The 15,707-nt window shown below is 61.6% G+C and carries 19 protein-coding genes and 3 pseudogenes; 11 read left to right on the top strand and 11 right to left on the bottom strand.

Annotation, left to right across the window (positions count from 1 at the left end):
- Positions 1 to 93: 93 nt before the first annotated feature.
- Complete coding sequence (locus ACFQT0_RS16270; protein WP_380204295.1) at positions 94 to 981, bottom strand: 3-hydroxybutyryl-CoA dehydrogenase; 888 nt, start codon at positions 979 to 981, stop codon at positions 94 to 96.
- Between the two features lie 200 nt (positions 982 to 1,181).
- On the opposite strand from ACFQT0_RS16270, the gene ACFQT0_RS16275 reads away from it, so the two are divergent.
- On the top strand, positions 1,182 to 1,340 hold the full coding sequence (locus tag ACFQT0_RS16275; RefSeq protein WP_380204296.1) for a lmo0937 family membrane protein: 159 nt from the start codon (positions 1,182 to 1,184) through the stop codon (positions 1,338 to 1,340).
- An 86-nt stretch (positions 1,341 to 1,426) separates the two neighbouring features.
- Here the strand turns inward: ACFQT0_RS16275 and ACFQT0_RS16280 are convergent, their stop codons facing one another.
- Both ACFQT0_RS16280 and ACFQT0_RS16285 read right to left on the bottom strand, forming a co-directional pair.
- The gene (locus ACFQT0_RS16280) at positions 1,427 to 2,224 is read right to left on the bottom strand and encodes a hypothetical protein (RefSeq protein ID WP_380204297.1); all 798 of its coding nucleotides are present in this window, start codon (positions 2,222 to 2,224) and stop codon (positions 1,427 to 1,429) included.
- Positions 2,225 to 2,311: 87 nt separating this feature from the next.
- Positions 2,312 to 3,933: pseudogene (locus tag ACFQT0_RS16285) on the bottom strand (ABC-F family ATP-binding cassette domain-containing protein).
- 276 nt (positions 3,934 to 4,209) lie between these two features.
- On the opposite strand from ACFQT0_RS16285, the gene ACFQT0_RS16290 reads away from it, so the two are divergent.
- On the top strand, positions 4,210 to 4,689 hold the full coding sequence (locus ACFQT0_RS16290; protein WP_380204298.1) for a DUF4199 domain-containing protein: 480 nt from the start codon (positions 4,210 to 4,212) through the stop codon (positions 4,687 to 4,689).
- A gap of 182 nt (positions 4,690 to 4,871) precedes the next feature.
- Entirely contained in the window at positions 4,872 to 5,291 is a 420-nt protein-coding gene (locus ACFQT0_RS16295; protein ID WP_380204299.1) for a hypothetical protein, read from the top strand.
- Between the two features lie 57 nt (positions 5,292 to 5,348).
- On the opposite strand, the gene ACFQT0_RS16300 is transcribed toward ACFQT0_RS16295, so the two are convergent.
- Positions 5,349 to 5,762 (bottom strand): hypothetical protein, encoded by a 414-nt coding sequence (locus tag ACFQT0_RS16300; protein ID WP_380204300.1) that lies wholly within the window; start codon positions 5,760 to 5,762, stop codon positions 5,349 to 5,351.
- 158 nt (positions 5,763 to 5,920) lie between these two features.
- Here ACFQT0_RS16300 and ACFQT0_RS16305 point away from each other — a divergent pair, with 158 nt between their 5' ends.
- The 3 genes and pseudogenes from ACFQT0_RS16305 (at position 5,921) to ACFQT0_RS16315 (ending at position 7,609) form a co-directional block, all read left to right on the top strand.
- A complete protein-coding gene (locus tag ACFQT0_RS16305; RefSeq protein WP_380204301.1) occupies positions 5,921 to 6,670 on the top strand; it encodes a murein L,D-transpeptidase catalytic domain family protein in 750 nt (249 codons plus the stop codon).
- 287 nt (positions 6,671 to 6,957) lie between these two features.
- Positions 6,958 to 7,116: pseudogene (locus tag ACFQT0_RS16310) on the top strand (M48 family peptidase); the annotation flags it as partial.
- A gap of 100 nt (positions 7,117 to 7,216) precedes the next feature.
- Complete coding sequence (locus ACFQT0_RS16315) at positions 7,217 to 7,609, top strand: M48 family metalloprotease (protein WP_380204302.1); 393 nt, start codon at positions 7,217 to 7,219, stop codon at positions 7,607 to 7,609.
- A gap of 194 nt (positions 7,610 to 7,803) precedes the next feature.
- On the opposite strand, the gene ACFQT0_RS16320 is transcribed toward ACFQT0_RS16315, so the two are convergent.
- Both ACFQT0_RS16320 and ACFQT0_RS16325 read right to left on the bottom strand, forming a co-directional pair.
- Positions 7,804 to 8,247 carry a hypothetical protein gene (locus ACFQT0_RS16320; protein ID WP_380204303.1) on the bottom strand — a complete coding sequence of 148 codons (444 nt, stop codon included), beginning with the start codon at positions 8,245 to 8,247 and terminating at the stop codon, positions 7,804 to 7,806.
- Between the two features lie 27 nt (positions 8,248 to 8,274).
- Complete coding sequence (locus ACFQT0_RS16325) at positions 8,275 to 8,433, bottom strand: hypothetical protein (protein WP_380204304.1); 159 nt, start codon at positions 8,431 to 8,433, stop codon at positions 8,275 to 8,277.
- Positions 8,434 to 8,606: 173 nt separating this feature from the next.
- Here ACFQT0_RS16325 and mtgA point away from each other — a divergent pair, with 173 nt between their 5' ends.
- Both mtgA and ACFQT0_RS16335 read left to right on the top strand, forming a co-directional pair.
- Complete coding sequence (mtgA, locus tag ACFQT0_RS16330) at positions 8,607 to 9,371, top strand: monofunctional biosynthetic peptidoglycan transglycosylase (protein WP_380204305.1); 765 nt, start codon at positions 8,607 to 8,609, stop codon at positions 9,369 to 9,371.
- 2 nt (positions 9,372 to 9,373) lie between these two features.
- Entirely contained in the window at positions 9,374 to 9,862 is a 489-nt protein-coding gene (locus tag ACFQT0_RS16335; protein WP_380204306.1) for a YybH family protein, read from the top strand.
- 109 nt (positions 9,863 to 9,971) lie between these two features.
- Here the strand turns inward: ACFQT0_RS16335 and ACFQT0_RS16340 are convergent, their stop codons facing one another.
- On the bottom strand, positions 9,972 to 11,135 hold the full coding sequence (locus tag ACFQT0_RS16340) for an App1 family protein (protein ID WP_380204307.1): 1,164 nt from the start codon (positions 11,133 to 11,135) through the stop codon (positions 9,972 to 9,974).
- A 206-nt stretch (positions 11,136 to 11,341) separates the two neighbouring features.
- Between ACFQT0_RS16340 and ACFQT0_RS16345 the strand changes: the two are divergent.
- From ACFQT0_RS16345 to ACFQT0_RS16355, 3 genes and pseudogenes are all read left to right on the top strand, one after another.
- A pseudogene (locus tag ACFQT0_RS16345) lies at positions 11,342 to 11,494 on the top strand (DNA topoisomerase IB); the annotation flags it as partial.
- Positions 11,495 to 11,636: 142 nt separating this feature from the next.
- Positions 11,637 to 12,146, top strand: a complete 510-nt coding sequence (locus ACFQT0_RS16350; protein WP_380206050.1) for a hypothetical protein — start codon at positions 11,637 to 11,639, stop codon at positions 12,144 to 12,146.
- Entirely contained in the window at positions 12,143 to 12,349 is a 207-nt protein-coding gene (locus tag ACFQT0_RS16355) for a hypothetical protein (protein ID WP_380206172.1), read from the top strand. The genes ACFQT0_RS16350 and ACFQT0_RS16355 overlap by 4 nt, the downstream gene beginning before the upstream one ends.
- A gap of 98 nt (positions 12,350 to 12,447) precedes the next feature.
- On the opposite strand, the gene ACFQT0_RS16360 is transcribed toward ACFQT0_RS16355, so the two are convergent.
- The 4 genes from ACFQT0_RS16360 to ACFQT0_RS16375 form a co-directional block, all read right to left on the bottom strand.
- Positions 12,448 to 13,230 carry a hypothetical protein gene (locus ACFQT0_RS16360; protein WP_380204308.1) on the bottom strand — a complete coding sequence of 261 codons (783 nt, stop codon included), beginning with the start codon at positions 13,228 to 13,230 and terminating at the stop codon, positions 12,448 to 12,450.
- A 282-nt stretch (positions 13,231 to 13,512) separates the two neighbouring features.
- Positions 13,513 to 14,001 carry a hypothetical protein gene (locus ACFQT0_RS16365; RefSeq protein ID WP_380204309.1) on the bottom strand — a complete coding sequence of 163 codons (489 nt, stop codon included), beginning with the start codon at positions 13,999 to 14,001 and terminating at the stop codon, positions 13,513 to 13,515.
- Positions 14,002 to 14,032: 31 nt separating this feature from the next.
- Positions 14,033 to 14,992, bottom strand: coding sequence for a hypothetical protein (locus ACFQT0_RS16370; protein WP_380204310.1), 960 nt, complete (start codon positions 14,990 to 14,992; stop codon positions 14,033 to 14,035).
- Positions 14,875 to 15,690, bottom strand: coding sequence for a hypothetical protein (locus tag ACFQT0_RS16375; protein WP_380204311.1), 816 nt, complete (start codon positions 15,688 to 15,690; stop codon positions 14,875 to 14,877). Before ACFQT0_RS16375 ends, ACFQT0_RS16370 begins: the two co-directional genes overlap by 118 nt.
- Positions 15,691 to 15,707: the final 17 nt, after the last annotated feature.

Genomic DNA, 15,707 nt, shown 5'->3' on the forward strand with positions numbered 1-15,707 from the left:
CCTTACAACAACAGAATGCCGGCAAAAACGATTGAAAAAAGAACGTCCTACAGAGCACCGCTCGGCAGGACGTTTTTCTATACCAGGAATCAATTAGCGCCGAAACCGCTCGGCTACCACCAGTTCCTTAGAGCCGGCGGTGTACTGGTAGAAGCCTTCGCCGGATTTGGCGCCCAGGCGGCCGGCCATTACCATGTTCACCAGCAGCGGGCACGGGGCATATTTTGGGTTGCCCAGTCCTTCGTGCAAGACGCGCAGGATGGCCAGGCACACGTCCAGCCCAATAAAATCGGCGAGCTGCAGCGGGCCCATGGGGTGGGCCATGCCCAGTTTCATCACCGTGTCGATTTCCTCGACGCCGGCCACGCCCTCAAACAGCGTGATGATGGCCTCGTTTATCATTGGCATCAGAATGCGGTTGGCCACGAAACCCGGGTAATCGTTGACCTCGGTAGGCGTTTTGCCCAACTGGCGCGACAAATCCATGACCTGCTCGGTTACGGCGTCGGACGTCGCGTAGCCGCGAATAACTTCCACCAGCTTCATCACCGGCACCGGGTTCATGAAGTGCATGCCAATGACCTGCTGCGGGCGCTTGGTGACGGCCGCAATCTTGGTGATGGAAATAGAGGAGGTATTCGACGCCAGAATAGCGTCGGCGGGTGCGTACTGGTCGAGGTCGCGGAAAATCTGCAGCTTCAAATCCACGTTTTCGGTGGCGGCTTCCACTACCAGCCCAACTCCGGCCACGCCCGCTTCCAGCGACGTAAAGGTGCGGAGCCGGCCCAGGGTAGCGGCTTTATCTTCCTCAGTGAGCGCGGCCTTGGCCACCTGGCGGTCCAGGTTTTTGGTGATGGTGCCCAAGGCACGGTCCAGCGCGGGCTGGCTGATGTCGATGAGGGCGACGGAAAAACCGTGCTGCGCAAACACGTGGGCAATGCCATTGCCCATGGTTCCAGAACCGATAACGGCTACGTTCATAACTAGCGGGAATTGAGGAGAAGAGAAGGGTAAATGGCTCAGCTGAACCATGCAACAAAGCTACGGCACCATTAGCTAGCGGCGTTTTTGTTTGAATTGAGAAAAATATTTTTTCGATTATTATATCCTTTTAACAGAGCCCGCGTACAAAGCCGCAGAGACACTTCTTTTTTCTTTCACCTCCTTCATTCTCTCTCGCCATGGGCAACCTCCTGTATATCATCGCAGTCATTCTCATCATCATTTGGGCAATTAGCTACTTCGGTGGATATTACACCGGTGGTATCATTCACACCCTGCTTGTAATTGCCATCATCGCTATCCTGCTCCGCGTTATCAGCGGACGAAGCGCTGTCTAGCTCAACGCTGGAATTAACTTAAAGACCACAAAAAAGCCGCTCCGTGTACACGGAGCGGCTTTTTTGTGGTCTTTTCATTTCGCGAATTACTTGCCGATATTATACAGGAAGCTAAAGCGAATTACCAGGCCCGGATACAGGGAATAAATGGTATTGTCGAAGTTGTAGAGGCCTACCAGGTCGAGGGCCGCTTTTTCGCCCACGTACTGCCGGTAGCCGATGCCGGCGAGCGGGGTGGTTACGGTGCGGTTTACTTTCGCAAAATACCCAAAGCCGTCATCGCCTATTATTTGCGCGTTGGTTACCTCGTACTCGGCGTGCACAAAGAATTCTTTGTACACGATGTACTGGGCAAACGCTTTCAGGCCCACGCTGCTGGTGGAGATGCTGCGGTCACCGTTGGCAGTGAGGGTGTAGCCCGTGGGCACCGAATAGCTGCTGTAGGCGTAGGAGAGGCCGGGGCCCACGGCAAACTTGTCGGTGATGCGGAAACCGACGGCCGGCGCGATGCTCGCGTTGAACTGGCTCAGGCCGTTGTAGGACGAAAAGCCGAGGCCGAAGTTGGAGTAGAGAAACTTCTTGGTCGGCGGCTTATCCTCGGCGCCGCCGGCTTTGGTTGCCTTGCGGTTGGGGAAGTCCAGGCCCGAGGGGCTGTCCCTGGTAGGCTGGGGCAAGGGCTCGGCGGTGGGCTGTTGGGCTGGCGCCGGCGCTTGCTCGGGAGCGGTAGTGGGGGTAGGCGGCGGCGTCTGGGCTGGCTCCACCGGGCGGGGCTGCGGCGCGGGAGGCGCCGAGTTCAGCACCGGCTTTTCCTGCGCGTGGGCGCGCTGAGCGGGCAGGCAAGCCACTCCCGTGAGGAGCATCAGTGGAAACAAATAGCGTTTCATGGAGAAGTACTTAGTATGAAGGATGTAAAAAGCGAAATGAGGAATTAAACAATTTAATTCCTCATTCCTCCGGCTTACAACAAGGCATTAAGCCATTTTGTACATTTTCTGGCGTTGCGACTTCAGCGTCTCATCGGCCAGGTACTCTTCGTAGTTCATGCGCCGGTCGATGATGCCGTCGGGCGTCAGCTCAATAATGCGGTTGGCCACGGTGTCGATGAACTGCAAGTCGTGCGAGGCAAACAGGAGCGAGCCCGGGTAGTCGCGCAGCGCGTTGTTCAGAGCCGTGATGCTTTCCAGGTCCAAGTGGTTGGTTGGGTCGTCCAAAACCAACACGTTGCCGCTTTGGAGCATCATTTTCGAGAGCATGCAGCGCACTTTCTCGCCGCCACTCAGCACGTTGCTTTTCTTCTGCGACTCTTCGCCCGAAAACAGCATGCGGCCCAGGAAGCCCCGGATAAAGCTTTCGTCTTTCTCCTCCGAGTATTGCCGCAGCCAGTCCACCAGGTTGAGCTCGCCCGACTGGAAAAAGTCGTTGTTTTCCTTGGGGAAGTAGCTCGGCGTGATGGTGGTGCCCCACTTGTACTCGCCGGTAGCCGGCTTGGTCTCGCCAAACAGGATGTCGAAGAGGAGGGAAGCGGCGCGGTCGTCGCGGCCCACGATGGCCACCTTGTCCTTTTTGTCGAGCGTGAAGCTCACGTTCTTGAACACCGTCTGGCCGTCGACCTTGGCGCTCAGGTTGTCCACGCTCAGCAACTGGTTGCCGGGCTCGCGCTCCGATTTGAAGGCGATGTAGGGGTAGCGGCGCGAGTGGCTTAATGTCTTCCAGCGTGAGCTTTTGGAGCAGCTTCTGGCGCGAGGTGGCCTGCTTCGATTTCGAAGCGTTGGCCGAAAAGCGGCGCACAAACTCTTCGAGTTCCTTGCGGCGGTCTTCGGTTTTCTTGTTGGCGTCCTGGCGCTGGCGCAGCACGAGTGGCTGCTTTCGTACCAGAAGGTGTAGTTGCCGGGGTACATCGTGATTTTGCCGAAGTCCAGGTCGGCCATGTAGTTGCACACGGCGTCGAGGAAGTGGCGGTCGTGGCTCACCACAATCACGGTGTTCTGGAAGCTGTCGAGGAAGTTCTCCAGCCACAGCACGCTCTCGGCGTCCAGGTTGTTGGTCGGTTCGTCGAGCAGCAGCACGTCGGGGTTGCCAAACAGGGCCTGGGCCAGCAGCACGCGCACCTTTTCGCTGGCGCCGAGGTCGGCCATCAGCGAGTGGTGCTTTTCTTCCACAATGCCCAGGCCGGAGAGCAGGCTCGGCGGCTTCGTATTCGGCGTTCCAGCCTTCGAGGTCGGCAAACTCGCCTTCGAGCCTCGGCGGCGCGCTCGCCGTCGGCGTCCGAGAAGTCGGCCTTAGCGTAGAGGGCGTCTTTCTCGGTCATCACCGCGTACAGCCGCTGGTGGCCCTGAATCACGGTTTGCAGCACGGGCTGCTCGTCGTAAGCAAACTGGTTCTGCTTTAGCACAGCCAGGCGCTGGCCGGCGGGCATTTCCACCGAGCCGGTGTTGGGCTCGAGTTCGCCGGAAAGAATCTTCAGAAACGTGGATTTGCCCGCGCCGTTGGCCCCAATCAGGCCGTAGCAGTTGCCAGGCAGGAACTTGGCGGTAACGTCTTCAAACAGGATGCGCTTGCCGTAGCGCAGGCTCACATTGGTGGTCGAAATCATTCAGTCGAAAAATAGTAGCAAACAAAAACCGCGCAGGCGCGCGGCAAGCCGCAAAATTACGCAATTGCGGGCGGGCCCAAAGGCTGTCTTGTAAAAGAGGGCATCCGGCCCGGGCAGAATAACTGACTACTGGTCAAATAAGTGCCTGCAGCGGGGGCGAGGCCGCGCCGTTCCGTCGAAAAAAACTGCTGTGGTAGAACTTCTGGGCACCTTGGATAGTATAAAATACTGGAGGGCAGTCACTGCCATTTTTTCTCACTTCAGAACCCAACCGCCATGGTCGACCTGTCAATCACTTCCGAAAACAACGGTGTTCGTATGGGCGTGGTCACCGCCCTCGTTTTGATTGCTTACACGGGCATCGCCGCCTTGGCTGGATTTCTGGATAAAATCGAAGCCGGCACCCTGGACCTGCTCATTCTGGCCGTGGGCGTGGTGCTGGCCATCAAGCGCTTCAAAAAGGCCCGCGGCAATCGCATGTCGTACCTGCAGGGCTTCGGCACGGGCATTATTACGGCGCTGGTGGCCTCGGTGCTGCTGGCCCTTGCCTTCTGGCTCATGGGCGGCATCAGCAAGGGCGTGATGGAATCGGTGCAGCGCATTCAGGCCCGCGACCTGTTTGGGGCCGACCTGGGCGTGCTCATCGGCGGCCTGGGCATCATACTCATGGGCTCCATGACCGGCGTGATTACCTCGCTCATCGCCATGCAGTACTTCAAGAGCCCCGACCACCAGGTGGTTACCAGCTTGGATTAAAGCAGTCGGTTCTTTGATTAAACAAACTAAAGCGACTCTACGTGGGGTTGCTTTAGTTTGTCCGGATATATAGAGGAAAATAAATTTTATAAATAAAGTTAGACTAAACAGAAACCATCCATTATCTTTCGGATGTAAAGCACACCAAAGGCAACGCTTTTCACTTCTGCATATAGATTTTTATGTTTAAAACCATATTTACTTCCCTGACTCTTTTGCTGGCTTTCAGCTCATTTTCTGCTCAAGCCCAAATGGCCGACCGCCTGTCGGAACATCCCTCCTTTAGCCAGGCCACTATCCGCAAGGCGGTGAGCGACGATGCCTTGGTGGTAACCCGGGAAATGAGCAACCGGCTGCACCTCAACGAGGGGCAGTTCCTGAACCTGCTTCCCCTGAACCGCACCAAGATTGTGGGCTTGAAAAGCATCGACCGCGAGTATCGCAACGATGCCGAAACCCGGGCCGCGAAGGCGGCCGAGCTCGAAGCCCAATACGAGCAGGAGTGCAGCCGCATTCTCACGCCCTCGCAGCTCAGCCAGCTACACCACGGCAGCGAGCAGCCCGCAACCGAGCCCAGCACCTCGGGCAACGGCGTAGGCTAATTACCCTGAACTTTTTATATAAAAAGGCCCGTCAATTGATTTGACGGGCCTTTTTTGTTATCTGGTCGTGAGCGGGTCGGTGAGAACTTCCGTAACGGTGCCGATAGGGCCAAAGCGCAGGCTAAGACACGCGGCCCCGGAGCGCGCGTGCCGGGGTTCGCACTGGGTGCCGGGCTCTAGGTAGTAATAGTACACTTTCTCGGTGCCCGCGCGGAGCTCTTCTTCGTCGGGCTGGCCCAGCAGGGCTGTCACGTCGTTGGCGCGGGCTTCGTAAAGCTGCTCCTTGCCTTTGAGCAGCGCGGGCACGGCGGCGCGGCGCAGGTTGCGGCAGGCATAAGGGTCGCTGCGCCAGGTGGCGGCGTCGAAGCCCGGCAGCTCGGGCAGGGCGTGGCCGCAGCCTGTCAGCAGCGCCGCCACGGCAATAACGGCCAACCGGCGGGCGTTGGGGGCAGGCAAGGGAAAGGGCAGCATCAGGGAAAAGTGAAAAACGGCCTCAGAGGTCGAATGGTAGCGGATGAAGCGAAGCTAAGCACTATTTTTGGCTCGATTGTGTATAAGGCCCAGCTTATAGGTTATTCAGGACTGAAAAAATTAGATGGTATTGATGCGTAAAAAGTTTTTTAGTGGGTATGCTGCTGGGCAGCCTGGTTTCGGCGGAGCAGCTGGCAGCCCAGTCTATCAAAACGCAGGCGGTGGCGGCCTTGCCGCCTTCCGCCCGCCGGGCTTATTATCAAACAGCATTCGAGCAGCGCTCTTCGCAGCTGTACGCCAGGCTGGGGCCGAGTGCTGCGGGCCTGTCTTTGGCAGTGTTTCGGCAAGGGCTGGTGGGCTACTACAACCTGCGCCCGGCCGGGAAGAAGTCGGCCACGCCACCGGTGCTCACGCTTATTGACTTCAGCCGGCCCAGCAAGCAGAAGCGGCTGTGGGTAATCAACGTGGAGGAAGCCAGGGTGCTGTTTCATACGCTGGTGGCCCACGGCAAAGCCAGCGGGGCCGATGTGCCGCTGGCTTTCTCCAACAAAAACGGCTCGGAAATGAGCAGCCTCGGCTTTTACCGCACGGCGCCCACCACCTACACCGGCAAGCACGGCCTCTCGCTGAAGCTCATTGGGCTAGACCCGGGCTTCAATACCAATGCCGAAAGCCGGGCCGTGGTGGTGCACGGGGCCGAGTACGTGTGCCAGGACTTTGTGAACGCCCACGGCCGGCTGGGCCGCAGCCAGGGCTGCCCGGCCCTGCCCGTGGCCGAAACCACGGCCATCGTGAAGGCCATCAAGGGCGGTAGCGTGATGTACCTGCACGGCCCCGAGCGGGCGGGCTATAGCTCGCGGTGGCTCAACCTGGACACGGCGGTGAGTGGGTTTGCGGGGAGTAGCTGAGCCGGCCCGGGAGCCGGGAATAACCAGAACGGAGTGGGTGCGTTAAAAGGCCATCGGGCACTGTGCGGTGGCCCCGGCCACCGGCTGCGCCTATTCATTCCACCCCATTACTTCTTTCCCTTACAATGCGTCTCAATCTCCGCTTCATCATTGCCATCATCGTGGCGGCGGTGTCCCTTTTTGGGTATTACTTCAACACCTCCAAAAACGAGGTCACCGGCGAAACTCAGCACGTGAACATGAGCGCCGACCAGGAAATTGCCCTGGGGCTGCAGGCCGCGCCCGCCATGGCCGCCCAGTACGGCGGAATCAGCACCAACGCCCAGGCCCGGGCCGCCGTGCAGCAGGTGGGCCAGAAGCTCATCGCCAGCACCAAAGCGGGCCAGACCCCTTACAAATTCCAGTTCCACCTGCTGGCCGACGACAAGACCATCAACGCCTTTGCCTTGCCCGGTGGGCAGGTTTTTATCACCGAAGGGCTGCTGAAAAACCTGAAGACCGAAGCCCAGCCTGGCCGGCGTACTGGCGCACGAAGTGGGCCATGTGGTGGGCCGGCACTCGGCCGCCCAGGTAGCCAAGTCGAACCTCACGCAGGGCCTGGCCGGCGCCGCCACCATTGCTTCCTACGACCCCGACAGCCCGGGCAGCTCGGTAGCCAAAGCCGCCATTGCGGCGGCCATTGCCAAGCTCATCAGCATGCGCTTTAGCCGCAACGACGAGCTGGAGGCCGACAAGCTGGCTGTCGATTTTACCCCGCAGGCCGGCTACGACCCCCGCGCCATGATTGAGGTGATGAACATTCTGCAGCAGCAGGGCGGCCGCAGCTCAACCCCGGAGTTTATGAGCACCCACCCCGACCCCGGCAACCGCATTGGCGAGCTGGAAAAGGAAATCGCCGCCGAGTTTCCCCAAGGTGTACCGAGTGGACTGAAGCAGTAGCCCGGACACGCATAAGTGCGGATTTTAACGGATTCCACGAATTTTATAATCGATTATCTCGACAACCGATTTCAGTAAAAAAGGCCACTCAATTGAGTGGCCTTTTTCATTGTGTTTGGTCTGAAGTGAGAATGCGCGCCGACTACAAAATCCGTGAAATCCGCTAAAATTCGCGCCCATCCGTGGTTTAGAAATTAGGCGGCGTGAGGTTTTTGAAGTGGCCGTTGAGCCGCACCCGTTCCTTGAGTCGCTCGGTTTCGAGCACTACGGGGAGGATTGTGTCGAGGTGCTCGCGCACCATTTCCTGGCGTTCGTGCTCGCTGGTGGTGGCCAGCAGGCTGGTATTCCTGCTCGGTGCTGAAGCCGATGTGGTGGGCCACGTCGAAGATGCAATAGTCGGGCGCCAGCTCCAGGAGCAGCTTGCGCAGGCCCAGGGCTTCGTAGAGCTGCCGCACCTGTTTGGTGATGATGTCGCGGAGCATGGGGTCGGCCTCGTCGTCCTGCACCACGTCTTCTACCTGCCCGCCGGCGTAGAGCTTGCCGGGAGCCTGGCGGTAAAACTTGTTGATGCGAAACACCCCCACGGCCTTGGTGCGGATGTCGAGGCTCGCCGCTGGAATACGTTTGCTCCACGCCAAGCAAGCGCATCTCGGTGCCCAGCTCGCTCAGCGAATTGTCGAGGTAGGGCGGAATACCGAACGTGATGTTCTGCTCGAGGCACTCGCGCACCAGCGGCGGTAGCGCGGCTCAAAGATGTGCAGGTTGAGTTTTTCGCCGGGAAAAACCACCAGGTTGAGCGGAAACAGCGGTAACATGCGAGACATGACAAGCAGAACTAGAGAAGATAAGGCAACTGGGGTCTCAACAAGCTGGGGCTGCCATTGGGTTTTGGGCTGCGGCGAATGGCAGGCCTGCCCACTGGGAGGCGCAGGGCAGGAACCGAACGAAAGGTAGGCGTGAACGGCGAAACCACGCCCGTAACCCTACTTTTGCCGCAATGGCCACTGCTACGCTTATCCCCGACGTTTCTGTTTTACTTAAAAAAGCCGGCCGGCTGCTGCTGCAGGTCACGGCCGCGTTGTTTTTGGCCTCGGTGGCCTGGGTGCTCATCTACCGCTGGGTAGCGCCGCCGGCCACCTGGCTGATGCTGGAGCGGCGGGCCCACGCGCCCGTGGGCCTCGGGTACTACGGCATTCAGCCAGAACCGCGGCACATTCGCTATCAGTTCCGCACCCTGGACGAAGTGGCGCCCGCCGTACCGCTGGCGCTGGTGGCCGCCGAAGACCAACGCTTTCTCCTGCACCGGGGCTTCGATTTTGATGCCATTACCAAGGCCGCCAAGCGCAACTGGAACGGCGACGGCACCCACATCGTGGGCGGCAGCACCATCTCGCAGCAAGTAGCCAAAAACGTGTTTTTGTGGCACGGCCGCAGCTACATCCGCAAGGGCGCTGAGGCCTATTTTACGGTGCTGATTGAGTTTTTGTGGAACAAGCGCCGCATCATGGAAATGTACCTGAGCGTGGCCGAAATGGGCGACTGCACCTTTGGCGTGGAAGCCGCCAGCCAGCGCTATTTCGGCAAATCGGCCAGTAAAGTGACCACGGCCGAAGCGGCCCTGCTGGCGGGCGTGCTGCCCAACCCGCTACGCTTTAGGGCCTCCAACCCCGGCCCGGCGGCCCGGGCTAAGCAGCGGCGCGTGGTACGCAACATGCGCCGCCTCGGCGGCACAACTTACGTGAATACCCTCCTCAACAAATAACCATGGCCCGAATGCTACAATTAGGTAAAGGCGCGGTGCTGCTGAGCACCGCAGTGGCGCTGCACGGCTGCGCTGCCGGTGCTCACACAGCCGCCGGAACATCGCCAGCGGAAGAGGAAGCCGCCAGAACGGCAATTCGCAGCGTGCTCACGACCCAAACGGCGGCCTGGAACCGGGGCGACATTCCCGGCTTTATGCAGGGCTATTGGAAGTCCGACTCGCTGGTTTTCATTGGCCGCAAAGGCCCTACCTACGGCTGGCAGCAAACCCTGGACAATTATAAAAAGAGCTACCCCGATGCCGCCACCATGGGGCAGCTGGATTTCAGCGGCCTGCGCATCTCGGTGCTGGCGCCCACGGCGGCGCAGGTAATTGGGCGGTGGCATTTGGCGCGGCCCACGGCCGGCGACGTGCAGGGCTATTTCCTACTCGTGATGCGGCAGGTAGACGGGAAATGGGTGGTAGCGGCCGACCACACCAACAGCCAATAGGGGCAGTTGAGCTGGCTCAACGAGGAATGTGGCTCAATATATATTTTCAGAGTTACCCAAAAAGCCCCGGCACGGAGAGTGGCGGGGCTTTTTTCAGCTCAACATGCTGCTACACGATGGTTTCCTTGGTCGAGCCGGAGCCTTTTTCGGCTGGGGCGGTCACGTCCTGGTTTACAATGAGGCCCAGGCTGGCAGCGTGCGTCGCCGCGACGGCATAGTCGGCCACGAGCAGCATGGGCACGCCTTCGCCTTTTAGCTCCTCGGAGATGGGGCCCACGAGCAGGGCGCGGGCGGGCACCTGCACGTCGCGGATGTAGATGGCGTGGATGCGGCCGGGGTGGCGGCGCACCACTTCGCGGTAGATGCGGGCGTCTTCCTGGCCGCTGTCGCCCAGCAGCACGAAGGGCAGGTGCGGGTAGGTAGTTAGCACGTCGTTGATTTCGTGCAGCTTGTGAGCGAAGTGAATGGCGGCCGAACCCGTGACGCCGGGCGGGGGCGTGGTTTTGGGCCGGGAGATGCCCAGGTCGCGCAGGAGCAGCGGGCCGGGCGGCATTTCATGGATGCCCATGAACTCGTCGAGCACGTCGTACAAATTCCAAGGGCTGCTGCTGACGTAGAAAAACGGGTTGTCGGGCTTGCCGTTGCGGCCGCGCTGCAGGCGCCGGTAAAAATCGGCAACCCCCACAAAGGGGAGTTTGGAGTGGGCGTTGCTGAGCAGGGTGCGCGCCAGCATCTTGAGCACGTTGGTGGCGCTGGTTTCGAACACGGTATCGTCGAGGTCGCTGATGATGCCGAACTCGGCGGTGGGCGGCGGCACCAGCACTTTGGCCGAACTCTGCACCGGGGTCTGCGGCGCCCGAAACTGCCGGGGCAGCCGCGACACCCGCACCGGCACAGTGTACCAGAGGTAGGCCACGGGCTCGGGCAGGGCCTTGGGCTCGATGATGAGGGTGAAATATCCCTCGTCGTCGGTCGTGACGAGGTGCTGGCTGCCATCGGGCAGCTCGGCCACGAGGTCGGCACCGGGTACTTCGCGGCTGTTGAAGCGGCGCACCATGCCCCGGAAATTGCTCCAGCGGGAGTCGGCGGCTGTTTGGGCGGTCAGGCCCCGGTCGGCCAGCAGGCGGCCCTTGATGTAGAATTTGGTGGCCGTGCCGTAGCTGCGGTAGGCTTCGAGCTGCAGGGGGCGCAGCCACCCCGCCCGCGCCGTGGAGCGGGTGAGCAGGTGGTCGGTCCATTCGGTAAAGGAGGAAAGGGCGTCGAGCAGCTTCATGCCCCAAACCTACGGCTCGCCGCCTGCATCGGTTAAATATGGCCACCCCTTGCGCGCTTCCGTAGAATGCCTCATCCCGAGTAAGCGGGACCATTTGCCCTGACTATGCCCACTGCCGCCGCGCCCCGCGCCAAAACCCGGAAAAAGCCCTCATCCCCCAGGAGGAAGCCCACGTTGTGTACAAGGACCCCGCCCGGCAGGCCCAGATGGCCGGCCTGCGCTACGCCACCGACCAGGGCCCGGGCATCACACGCAAGACCACGCGGGCCGGCAATTTTACTTTCCACGACGTTCAGGGTCAGAAAATCAGCGAGCCAAAAACCCTGGACCGCATCATGAACTTCGTGATTCCGCCGGCCTGGACCGACGTGTGGATTTCTCCTTCGGCTACGGCGCACCTGCAAGTGACGGGCCGCGACAGCCTGGGCCGCAAACAGTACCGCTACCACCCGGCCTGGGACGAAATGCGCAGCCTCACCAAGTTTTCGCGGCTGCGCACGTTTGGGGAGAAGCTGGCCGATTTGCGCCAGCAGCTCAACAAAGACCTACGCCGCCCGCAGGCTCGACCGGGAGAAAGTGGTGGCCCTGGTGCTCACGCTCATGGACCAATCCTTTATCCGGGTGGGCAACAAGGAGTACGCCAAAAAGAACAAAAGCTACGGGCTGACCACGCTGCGCGACCGGCACGTGGCCATCGAAGGGGCCGATGTCAACTTTTCCTTCGTGGGCAAAAAAGGCGTGGCCCACGACGTAACCCTGCACGATGCCCGCCTGGCCCGGCTGGTGCGCAAGTGCAAGGAGATTCCGGGCCAGCACCTGTTCCAGTACTATACAAAGGATGGACAGCGCCACGCCCTGGAGTCGGGCGATGTGAACGAATACCTGCAGCGCCACACCGGCCTGGCCCTCTCGGCCAAGGATTTTCGGACTTGGGGCGGCACCGTAAAAATGGTGGAATGCCTGGAAGCCGTGCTGCGCGAAGAGCCCGAGTGGCGCCCGAAAAGGTGGTGAAAAAGGCGGTGAAAGTAGTGGCCACCGGCCTGGGCAATACGCCCACCGTGTGCTCGAAGTACTACATCCACCCGCAGGTAGTGGAGCTGTTCAAGTCGGGCCAGCTGATAGAATACCTGCGCAAGCACGATGCAGAAGCGGCGGCCGGCGACCTGCTCACCCCCGTAGAGCGCCTGGTGCTGCAGATGCTGGAAGAAGTCTGAGAAACCAAGTTGTTGAAATTCAAAATCCCCGCGTTCGGCGGCTACTCCATAAGGTAGCCGCCGAACGCGGGGATTTTGCTTGATGGCAAGCCCGATAGTTATTCTTCAGGAGGGCGGTCGTAGGCGCGCCTGGCGGGGGCATTGCCGTTCGAATACTTCACGCCGCGGGTGCTTTTGGTGCGTTGGAGCTCGTCTATTTCGGGGCCGCCGTAGATGCGGAGCCTGGGCCTGACGACGGGCGTAGAGCCGTGTTCTTTCAGCACAAAGACATCGTTGCCGCCCAGACCGTCGAGCTGGATTTCGCGGGTTTCTGCCGGGAAAAAGGTTCGGCGGTACAGCGCCTGTCGGTTATCGGCCGCACTGGCCTGAATGGGGTACACGGCCACTACCGTCGAGTCGGTGTAGCGGTGCACCTCAAATCGTTCGGGTTGAGCCGAGCCGCCCACCTTGGGCTGGCGAGCCAGCAGGGCGTACATATGGTTGGCCAGGGCGGGCAGCGCCTCGCGCCGGGCCCGGAGCGCCTGGATGAGATACGGCCCCTCGAGCGCAAACGCAGCCGGGGGCATTCGGTGTACGGCCTGCGTGATGAGGCCATCGGTGAGCTGCGCCTGCATGGCCCGGGCGGCGGCCTGGAACTGGGCCCGGGTCAGGGCGTTGAGCCCCCGCGTGTCGAGGTATTGGCCGGACGACAGCAGGATGGCGGGGTTGGGGTAGCGCGGGCCGAAGGTGGCCCAGTGCCGGATGGCCACGTGCCCAATCAGCCAGCCCAACGCCCCGTCGTCGATGCGATAAAAGACCATGTCGCGGTCCTTTGGCAGCGGCGCCAGGGCCGTGGTGCCGGCGGGCGAAGGGGCCGGTTGGGCCCAGTTCCACTGGCCCACGTGGCGGTCCCAGTCGCCGAGCCACGCGTCGAGCAGGCGGGCCCGCAGCAGGGCGGGTTGGTTGAGCTGTTGGTCGGGCCGGGAAAAACAGCCTTAAATGCGGCTTCGCTGTTGACGACTTTCTGGAGGCTGCGGCCAGCCGGCTCGGCAACTTTTTCTTCCAGCAAAGCCAGCTGCCCCCGAAAAGGCGGAGCGAATCGCGCTGGAAAGCCGGGTCGTCGGGGCGCACATAGAACAGGCGCGGATTGGTGTGGGGCACGCCCACGGCCTGGGCCAGCGGCCTTACCACCAGCGCCGCATACGGGTTGGTGGCCGACACGTTGTCGCGCAATACATTGACCAGAAGGTGCCGCGCAGCACCAGGGGCGTGCCGCGGATGGGGTCTTTGTCAACAGTGCGCAGCACGTAGGCGTGGCCGTCCGGGGAGGTCAGGTTCAGGCTGGTGCTGTTGAAGCCGCCGCCCACGGCGCCGGGGCGCAGGCCGCCAGGCCGGGCTTGCGGCAGGCGCAGCACCGGCACGTTTACGGGAGCCGCCCAGGTGCTGCGGTAGTGCCGGCCCACCAGGGCATTGTAGAGGCGGCCGTGGCGGGCGTATTGGCGGCCGGCGGTGGCGCCGCGCACGCTATCCGCGGTAGGGGACAAGGGCTGGGCGCGCACGGCATCGGGCCGGGCGTCGGGTTGGAAAAACTGCTTGCGGACGCAGCCAGCACTAAGCAGCGCCCCCGCCGTAGCGGCAAACAGCACCTTGCGAGTGGGCAAACGAACCGGCATCAGGGTGGAATAAGTCAATATAGTTGGGTTTTCAACGGGCTGGGGCTAATAAAGACCGTTGGGTAAGCGGTATAGTATATTTAATCGTCGTTGAGCCGGTCGAAGGCCCGGTATTTCTTGCCGGGCAACTGGGGGCGGGGCCACCGGCGGCCACCAGGTCGGGCGCTTCATCAAAAACCCGAAGCCTGCGGTGGTGGCCCTGCAGCTGCAGCTGGTCGTGGCCCTTGCCGCCATAGAGCCGCAGCGGAATGGGGCGGCCCGCGCCGGTGGTTTTTACCTCAAACACGTCGTTGCCCCCCAGGCCTTCCAGCGTGAGCCGGCGGGTTTCGGCATTGAAGTACGTGCGCTGAAACCGCAGCGAATCGCCCCGGTTGAGCTGGCTTAGTGCCGGCGAAAACACTCGAACGGTGGTAGAATCGGGGTAGCGGTGTACCACAAACCGCTCGGCCTGGGCCGTGCCGCCCAGCACGGGCTGGCGAGCCAGGGTGAGGTAGAAGTAGTCGGCGGCTTCGGGCAGGGTTTGGCGGCGCGCCTGGAGCGCGCTGCCGATGCGGGCGCCTTCGAGGGCGTACACGGCCGGGGGCAGGCGGTGCAGGGCCCGTTCGATGAGGGAGTCGGGGAAGCGGCGCTGCAGGTCGGTAGCGGTGCGCCGGAAGTCGGCGCGGGTCATTTGGGACAGGCCGCGCGCATCGATAAAGCGGGCCTGCCGCACCAGCCCCGGCACGTAGCCATATTCGGGCTTGAACGTGTGGAACTTGGACACTAAGAAGGGCCGGCTGGCCAGCCAGGGCACCAGCCCGTCGTCGAACCGGAAATAGACCTGGTCCCGGTCTTTGGGGATGGCGCGGTAGCGCACCCGGCCGCGGGCATCCTTCACTTCGGCCCAATCCCACTGGCCTTCGTGCCGGTCCCAGTCGCCGAGCCACACATCCAGCAGCCGGGCCCGCAGAAATGCGGGCTGGTCGATGGTGTTGGCGGGGTGAGCGTACACTTTTTCAGCATCGCCTCGCCATCCATAAAACCGGTGGCCTGGGCCAGGTCCGGAGTGCGGGAGGCCAGGGCTTCGTACTTCTCTTCCAGCAGCGCCACCTTGCCTTGAAACCGCTCCGACATGCTGCCCAGGCCGGTTTCATCCTGGCGCACGTACACCAGCCGGGGGCGGGAGTGGGGCACGCCCGCGGCCTGGGCAAAAGGCGGCACCGTGAGGGCCGCGTAGGGCATCCCCGCCGAGGTGGCGTCGCGCACCACGTTCAATACAAACGTGTGCCGCAGCACGGCGGGCAGGGTTTTGCGAGGTTCTTTGTCGAGGGCCCGCAGGGCGTATTCGCGCTGCTGGGTGCCATCCAGGGTCATGCTGATGCTTTGGTAGCCGCCCCCGGGCTTGCCGGCCTTCAGACCTCCCGGGGCGGCGGCGGCCAGTTTGAGCACAGGCACGGTAACGGGTGCCGCCCACACGGGGCGGTAGTGGCGCCCCCATACCAGCCGGTGCAGGGCAGAATGCTCGTTGTAATGGCGGCCCGCCACGGCCCGCACACTGTCGGCCCCCGGGGGCAGGGGCGCGCTGCTGCCGGGGCCGATGCGCGCATCGGGCTGGAAATAGTTGGAACGAACACAGCTGATGGCTGCCAGCCCCAGCAGCACCAGCAGGGGCACTCGCGAGGTGGGAAAAGAAAGGGAGAAGGCGGGCATCCGGGGAAATCGGGAAG

This window comes from Hymenobacter humi, assembly GCF_042665855.1.
GTDB lineage: Bacteria > Bacteroidota > Bacteroidia > Cytophagales > Hymenobacteraceae > Hymenobacter > Hymenobacter humi.

What these genes read in the sequence shown, in the direction of transcription:
- ACFQT0_RS16270 (WP_380204295.1), bottom strand. Translation starts at nt 981, where the DNA reads ATGAACGTAGCCGTTATCGGTTCTGGAACCATGGGCAATGGCATTGCC.
- ACFQT0_RS16275 (WP_380204296.1), top strand. Translation starts at nt 1,182, where the DNA reads ATGGGCAACCTCCTGTATATCATCGCAGTCATTCTCATCATCATTTGG.
- ACFQT0_RS16280 (WP_380204297.1), bottom strand. Translation starts at nt 2,224, where the DNA reads ATGAAACGCTATTTGTTTCCACTGATGCTCCTCACGGGAGTGGCTTGC.
- ACFQT0_RS16290 (WP_380204298.1), top strand. Translation starts at nt 4,210, where the DNA reads ATGGTCGACCTGTCAATCACTTCCGAAAACAACGGTGTTCGTATGGGC.
- ACFQT0_RS16295 (WP_380204299.1), top strand. Translation starts at nt 4,872, where the DNA reads ATGTTTAAAACCATATTTACTTCCCTGACTCTTTTGCTGGCTTTCAGC.
- ACFQT0_RS16300 (WP_380204300.1), bottom strand. Translation starts at nt 5,762, where the DNA reads ATGCTGCCCTTTCCCTTGCCTGCCCCCAACGCCCGCCGGTTGGCCGTT.
- ACFQT0_RS16305 (WP_380204301.1), top strand. Translation starts at nt 5,921, where the DNA reads ATGCTGCTGGGCAGCCTGGTTTCGGCGGAGCAGCTGGCAGCCCAGTCT.
- ACFQT0_RS16325 (WP_380204304.1), bottom strand. Translation starts at nt 8,433, where the DNA reads ATGTCTCGCATGTTACCGCTGTTTCCGCTCAACCTGGTGGTTTTTCCC.
- mtgA (WP_380204305.1), top strand. Translation starts at nt 8,607, where the DNA reads ATGGCCACTGCTACGCTTATCCCCGACGTTTCTGTTTTACTTAAAAAA.
- ACFQT0_RS16335 (WP_380204306.1), top strand. Translation starts at nt 9,374, where the DNA reads ATGGCCCGAATGCTACAATTAGGTAAAGGCGCGGTGCTGCTGAGCACC.
- ACFQT0_RS16340 (WP_380204307.1), bottom strand. Translation starts at nt 11,135, where the DNA reads ATGAAGCTGCTCGACGCCCTTTCCTCCTTTACCGAATGGACCGACCAC.
- ACFQT0_RS16365 (WP_380204309.1), bottom strand. Translation starts at nt 14,001, where the DNA reads ATGCCGGTTCGTTTGCCCACTCGCAAGGTGCTGTTTGCCGCTACGGCG.
- ACFQT0_RS16375 (WP_380204311.1), bottom strand. Translation starts at nt 15,690, where the DNA reads ATGCCCGCCTTCTCCCTTTCTTTTCCCACCTCGCGAGTGCCCCTGCTG.